The sequence below is a fragment of the Bacillus sp. AFS012607 genome, from assembly GCF_002558005.1.
In the GTDB taxonomy this organism is placed as follows: Bacteria; Bacillota; Bacilli; order Bacillales; family Bacillaceae_G; genus Bacillus_A; species Bacillus_A thuringiensis_S.
The window spans coordinates 132,873-139,737 of the sequence record NZ_NTVM01000028.1 but is presented as its reverse complement, the minus strand read 5'-3'; the positions used below and the strand labels follow the sequence as shown (position 1 = coordinate 139,737).

Genomic DNA, 6,865 nt, shown 5'->3' with positions numbered 1-6,865 from the left:
CAGTCTCCCCTTATTTATATTATCCAACTTCTTTTTCTCGCTTCGCACGTTCTTTAGCGCTCCATTTAAATATTTTATCTAATACGGAATATATTCTCCCAGATTCTTTCGTTAACAAAGGTCCTAACGATGCCAATATTAAAACATACAGGGCTGAGAATGGTTTAATCGTTGCCATTAAGCCGCCCGCAATTCCAATATTCGCGACGATAATGGAAAACTCTCCGCGTGATACAAGTGTTAAACCAATATTCGTAGAAGCCTTATGCGATAATCCCGCTTTACGCCCCGCAACCATTCCAGCGGTAAAATTACCGATAAGAGTAATAAAAACTGCTCCTAATGCCAACCACACTGCTCCTCCAAGTGAAAATGGATCTATACTTAAACCGAAGCTGAAAAAGAATATAGCTCCAAAGAAATCACGAAACGGAACAACGAGCTGTTCAATTCGATCACTATGCTCCGTTTCTGAAAAGACGAGTCCTAGTAATAATGCTCCAATCGCCTCTGCAACATGAATCGTTTCTGAAAATCCTGCTACAAAGAACAAAATAGCGAATATTACAATAATAAAAATTTCATTGGACGAAATATCTAACATTTTATTTAAAAACCTTGTAGCTTTTCTAGCAACTACAAAGAATAGTAACATATACCCTACTGCGATTAAAATGGATGTGAGAGCACCTACAAATGACGTTGCCCCTCCGAGTACTAATCCTGAAACGACTGATAAATATACCGCTAAAAAGATATCGTCAAACATAATGATTCCTAAAATTAGTTCCGTCTCTTTATTACCAGATCTTCTTAAATCAACAATTACTTTCGCAACAATTGCACTCGATGAAATTGTTATGATCCCAGCAATAATTAATGTTTCTAATAAGGGGAAACCCATTATATATCCGTAAAGTAAACCTAATATAAAATTAAGCGATATATGAACAGTTCCCCCAAAAGCAATTGATTTTCCTGATTTAATTAATTTTTTAATTGAGAATTCTAAGCCTAAATAGAATAAGAGGAATATAACGCCAACACGGCCAAGGAAGGAAATAACTTCTCCGCTTTCAATAAATCTTAAATCGATAAGCCCTAAATCTGGGGCATGAGGCCCCACTAGCATACCGAGTATAATGAGAAACGGAATAATCGAGAACTTTAACTTTGCAGCGAGAATAGCTGCAAAAGCGACTAATACTAACGCAGTCCCAACTTCAAAGATTAAAGTATCCATCGATTATGAATCCCCTCCTACTGAAAGCAACTCATTAATAATTCTTTTTACTTCATGTCTTTCACCTGATAATACAAGCATATCGCCAGCTTCAATGATAGAATCTGGGCCTGGATTAAAGAACTTCTTCATATTCTTTTTCAAAATGGCAATAATCGTTACATTATATGTGTTTCGGACATGTAAACTACCAATTGTTTTTTGTACGACTGGTGCATTATTTTCCACCTTAAACCACTCAATTGATAATCCTTCAAAGGCCATTTCAATCGTATCTAAAGCTTGTGGCCTATACACCATTCCGCCCAATATAGCTGCAATTTGTCTCGCTTCGGAATCACGAAGAGAGACGCTTGAAATACTCTCCTCATGATCAGCATCAAAATGGTACATTTCTCTTCGGCCATCATCATGAATAACGATAACCATCTTTTCATTACCTTTTGTAATCACTTCAAACTTACATCCAATACCTGGCAGTTCACTCTCTCTAATATTCATATTTTCCGCCTCCTAATTTTTTTAGTTACGGCTTTTATAAATCGACATCAATCTCCGTTTTAAAGGTCTCATCCTTTGAGATACCTAAATACTTTAGCGTCTCTGATGGAGTCGCGTGATGAAAATGTTTTTGCAATAGCGCAATCGCTATCCCTCTTTTGTACGCATGAAATCCAAACGTTTTTCGCATTGAATTCGTTCCGATCTTACCAACAACTCCAACTGCTTCTGCAGCATTATGAATTACACGATACGCTTGTTGGCGCGTAATTGAATTTGGCGTTTTATTAGATTGAAATACGTAATTTTCTCTTTTAACGCCAATAGATTGTACGTAATCTAAAAGCGCTTCTTTTACTTTTGTATTTAAATAAATATCTTGTTTAAATTTTTCATCTTTCACAGGAAGAGAATAAAACTCTTTAACAGTCCCGTCTTCATTTAATACATCTTCAAATTTCATGCCAAGTAGTTCTGTAATTTTTAATCCTGTGTTAATTCCAATAACAAATAAAAGATAGTCTCGCTGGGAGTGCTCTTTTAAATATTTTTTCATAGCCTCAATTTGGCTTATATCTTTTAATGCCTCTACAACTTCCATACATGTATTCTCCTCATCTTATGAACGGTAATTTTCTCATCATGTTGTCCATTTTACCTTATCATGCTATGAGATTTCCATGTATTATCCATTATTTTCACAATATACTTTTGTGATCCAAGCAATTTTCAATTTGGAAATTTACGATTGTACAAATACGTTGTGGTTAGAAAAGAAATAGGGGATAAAAGTTCAGCTTCTTTCTATAGATTGGATTCCTCCTTTCCTTATCCAGCTGCTTCTACTTTTATATTACGTTACTTATTTACATTATATTATATATTTCAGTAACATTAAAGTATTTTTTCTGAAAATAATAAAAACCGAGCAATTTCGCTCGGTTTTTTATTAATCTTCTTTCGGAAGAACAATTCCTTTATACAATTGAACTGTAATAAGGTAATAAATCGTGTAAATAACTACGAAAATTACGATTGGTATCCAAATACGGAAGTACGGATCGACTAAAATAAATCCGAAAATATTCATACCAACTAATACGTGAGCGATACCCACAATTGCTGGGAATAAGAATACTAAGAATAACTCTTTATAAATTGATTTCGTTAATAATTCACGGCGTACACCGATTTTACGAAGCATTTGATAACGCGTAATATCTTTTGATGCACCAGAAAGAATTTTGAACATAAGACAGCTTGCCATCATTGCTAAGAAAGCAATTCCAAGGAAGAAGCCCATAAACACTGTTCCGCTCGCAACACCGTAGAACATGTCATACACTTGATATTTACTACTCATTTGCTCAGCTTTTACATTTTTATATTTAGCTAGCTGCAACTCGTCAATTTTTTTCCATTCTTTTGTGTATGCTACGAAATCGTCTGTTTTTCCAGTAAATACGATTCCTTCTTTACCATTTACAGTATCGTACATTTTTTGATCTACAACTTTAATGGCACGATCTTGGTATATATAATATGGTTGGATTGTTCTAAATGCCTCATCCCATTCTTCCGGCATTGTTTTTTCATTTTTATCTTGTTCTGACCTCACTCCTGCTACTGTACCTACTGGAGCTTCTCCTGAAACTTCTTTATATTTACCGAAACTTTCTTTACCTACACCATCTCGAATAAATGGCTTATGTTTCTCTAAATCTTCTTTTACATAATAAATATATTTGTCGTCTACTTTATAACGGTACTCAGCTTTATTTTTAAATGATATACCATCTAAAATTTTCTTCTCTTCAGCTGTAGGATTATGAACAATTGAATCGTAAATTTCAAATCCATCAACCGTTTTTATAACGTTATTTTTAAATGCCATACCACCTGAAATTGCACCAGCTCCAAGAGCAACTAACATCGCTACTGTTGCAAGTACCTTTGTTAAGCTATTAATACGGAAATTTAATTGTGCAAATGTAAAAGCATTAAGTCCTTTTTCACTACGCTTTTTATTACTCTTTAACTTTTTAATAATAACTGGAAGGAGTGATCCAAATAGCATATAAGTACCTGCTGTTGTTGTAACTAATGCAATAAGGATTCCCATTTCTCTTAATGTTTCCATATTAATCATAGCTGCATAACCAATACCTAATAAAATAACCGCTAGGAATGCAACTAAACCTGTCATTTTTCCTTTTACCACAACACGTTCTGTTTGTGCATCTGCATGTACAAGTTGCAGTACAGAAATACGTGATAATTTAATACTGTTCATAATTGCTGATAATACAAATAGCGCAAAGAAGAAGATGCAAGTAACAGTCATAGATGGCAGGTAAAATGCTTTATAGCCTTCACCAGCAAATTCTAATTGTTTCATTAATAATTGTCCGATACCCTCTGCAAGTCCTACACCAACTGTAATACCAATGGCAAGAGACGCAGCGCCTAATACGATCGTTTCAATAAACATAAGTAATGTAACTTTATGCTTTTTTGCTCCTAGCATCATATACATACCGAACTCTTTTTGACGAAGAGATAATAAGAAAGAGTTCGCATATAAAATATAGAAGAACGTTATAATAGCTAGTAAAAATGAACCTGCTTGGAATACGAATCCAATTGATTGAATAACTGAGTTAGATTCGATAAACGCTTTATTCAGCGCTAACGTTTGGAACATGTAAAAAATTGAAATCGACATGACAAGACCGACAAGTAAGACGATATAATCTTTCAGCTTACTTTTCAGCCCCGACATGGAAAGTTTAAATAACATACTGGAACCTCCTTTCTTACGCTTTTTGTGTACCTAAATCTGCAAGTACATCTAAAATTTCTTTGTAGAACTCTTCACGCGTACCACCGCGATGAATTTCTTTATACAGCTCACCATCTTGAATGAATAAAATTCGCTGACAATAACTTGCACTATACGGATCATGTGTAACCATCATAATAGATACGCCTTGTTCTTCATTTAAGTTTGTCATCGCATCAAGTAAACTCGCTGCATTTTTAGAATCAAGTGCTCCTGTTGGCTCGTCCCCTAAAATAATTGCTGGCTCATGCACAAGTGCGCGCGCTGCTGCTGAACGTTGTTTCTGCCCACCAGATACTTCAGATGGATACTTTTGAAGAATTTCTGTAATCCCTAGCATACCCGCTACTTTTTCTACTTTTGGTCCAATGTTACGTGATGAAACACCTTGAAGAGAAAGTGGAAGTGCAATGTTTTCATAAATAGATAAGTTCTCTAATAAGTTGAAGTCTTGGAAAATGAATCCTAACTTTTGTGAACGAAAATCAGAAAGTTCACCTTGCTTCATTTTCGTAATGTCCGTACCCGCAATTTCAACAACGCCGCCCGTTGCTTTATCAAGCGTTGAAATTACATTTAACAATGTCGTTTTACCAGAACCAGATGGCCCCATAATTCCAACAAACTCACCCTCTTGAATTGAGAATGAAACACCTTTTAACGCATGTGATTGGTTCTCACCTTTTTTACCGTACACTTTTTGGACGTTTTTCACGTCTACAACTGGTTTCGTCATATATATCCTCCTACGCTTGTTTTTCCATTACCTATTTTGCGCTTTTTGGAAGTGAACTGCTATTTGTTAACATTACATTTACCTTACACTTTTGTAATATAAAAAAGATGAGTGTGTAAGGTTCGTTGATAAATGAAAATTTTATTAGCGATTCGACAAGTAATATCGACTCACCGAAAAAGATGACAATAAAAATGGGCTGTTCCACAAAAGGAACAACCCACTTCTCTCTTTATTTCTTTAAAGGTGTTACCGTCCAGTAAGTAACAACTCGCCAAATCCATTCTAGTGGACCCATTTTAAAGACCTTCATCCAAATTACGCTAAACAAAATTTGAATTGCATAAATTGCAATACACACATATAACGTCTGCATGTACGTTAAGTTTTCTGCAAAGTTAAATACACTGCCCGCAATTAAAATCATTGCAGTTTGTCCAATATAATTTGTTAAAGCCATTCGTCCATAATATTTCAGTGGTGCTAACAATGTTTGAACCGGTTTTAATTGAAGTAATAAAATTAAAGCTCCAACATAGAAAGCTGAAATAATAGGTCCTACTGTAACACCAATTTTTAAAAATTGGCCTGCAGCATTCATTGTTCCATCATCATTCTCAAGTATCATATTTATAAATGGTTCAGCAGGAACGTGCCCGTATTGATACCATACAGCTACGACACTTAAAACAAACATAACACCTGTAAAAATAGCGGCTTTCTTTATATTTTGCGTGAGATTTTCAAATACACGATATTGTCCTGCAGCAAGCCCTAATAAAATTAAGCCAAGTGGTAATAACTCTTTAACTCCCATTACACTGAAGGCAATTGTCAAAATAATTCCTAGTACTAAGTTCACTTCTTTTTTCGCTTTATAAAACGGTAAAACGATTAACCCGCAAATTGCGTATAACGCTAATGCTTCTCCAGGCTGAAACATGTGATGAATTAAACCAAAAATAAATAATGCTACTAAGCGACGTAAAAATAAAACATAGCCATTTTTCCCTTTCGCAATCGCTCTTGAAATAAAGATATAGAATCCCACTCCAAATAAGAATGAGAAGATTGAGAAGAAACGACCTTCTACAAATAAATATAAAAATCTTTGATAGCTAGCATCCACTGTATTAGGATCTGGAATTTTAATGTTAAGTAGTGCGAGAATATTTACTAAAATAATCCCTAGTAGTGCAAAGCCACGAATGTAATCTAACTCATCAATTCGCTTGTTTGTAATATTGTTCCCCATAAAGCAACTCCTTGTATAAAATTTAATCCTTCCTTACTCTACTGGAGAAAGTTGCTCACAACTATCGACAAACCTTACAGTAATCTTACATTATTGTCATATAACAAAATAAAACCAGGTCATATTTCGACCTGGTTTACTCTGATTGTTTCGATTTTTGCGGTTGTCCTTTTTTACTATTACGCTGTTTTACTTGAACAATCGGATCAAGCTCATTCGAAAATTCAGCGTTATGTCCATTTTGCGTTTTTTGCTCTGGATTATTTTGATCTGAACGTTTCGCCATTA

General features: G+C 34.8%; 7 protein-coding genes. All 7 read right to left on the bottom strand.

The annotated features are described in order from the left end of the window. Positions 1 to 19: 19 nt before the first annotated feature. The gene (locus CN409_RS26660; protein ID WP_000380177.1) at positions 20 to 1,243 is read right to left on the bottom strand and encodes a cation:proton antiporter; all 1,224 of its coding nucleotides are present in this window, start codon (positions 1,241 to 1,243) and stop codon (positions 20 to 22) included. Positions 1,244 to 1,246: 3 nt separating this feature from the next. After that, complete coding sequence (locus CN409_RS26655) at positions 1,247 to 1,744, bottom strand: cation:proton antiporter regulatory subunit (protein ID WP_001026053.1); 498 nt, start codon at positions 1,742 to 1,744, stop codon at positions 1,247 to 1,249. 34 nt (positions 1,745 to 1,778) lie between these two features. Then, positions 1,779 to 2,345 carry a tyrosine-type recombinase/integrase gene (locus CN409_RS26650; RefSeq protein WP_000454200.1) on the bottom strand — a complete coding sequence of 189 codons (567 nt, stop codon included), beginning with the start codon at positions 2,343 to 2,345 and terminating at the stop codon, positions 1,779 to 1,781. 348 nt (positions 2,346 to 2,693) lie between these two features. Then, on the bottom strand, positions 2,694 to 4,544 hold the full coding sequence (locus tag CN409_RS26645; protein WP_000897786.1) for an FtsX-like permease family protein: 1,851 nt from the start codon (positions 4,542 to 4,544) through the stop codon (positions 2,694 to 2,696). A gap of 16 nt (positions 4,545 to 4,560) precedes the next feature. Further along, complete coding sequence (locus CN409_RS26640; protein ID WP_000165855.1) at positions 4,561 to 5,322, bottom strand: ABC transporter ATP-binding protein; 762 nt, start codon at positions 5,320 to 5,322, stop codon at positions 4,561 to 4,563. A gap of 232 nt (positions 5,323 to 5,554) precedes the next feature. Next, entirely contained in the window at positions 5,555 to 6,577 is a 1,023-nt protein-coding gene (locus tag CN409_RS26635) for a DUF418 domain-containing protein (RefSeq protein WP_097981136.1), read from the bottom strand. A gap of 136 nt (positions 6,578 to 6,713) precedes the next feature. Continuing rightward, entirely contained in the window at positions 6,714 to 6,863 is a 150-nt protein-coding gene (locus CN409_RS26630; protein ID WP_001129340.1) for a hypothetical protein, read from the bottom strand. Between the last annotated feature and the right edge of the window lie 2 nt (positions 6,864 to 6,865).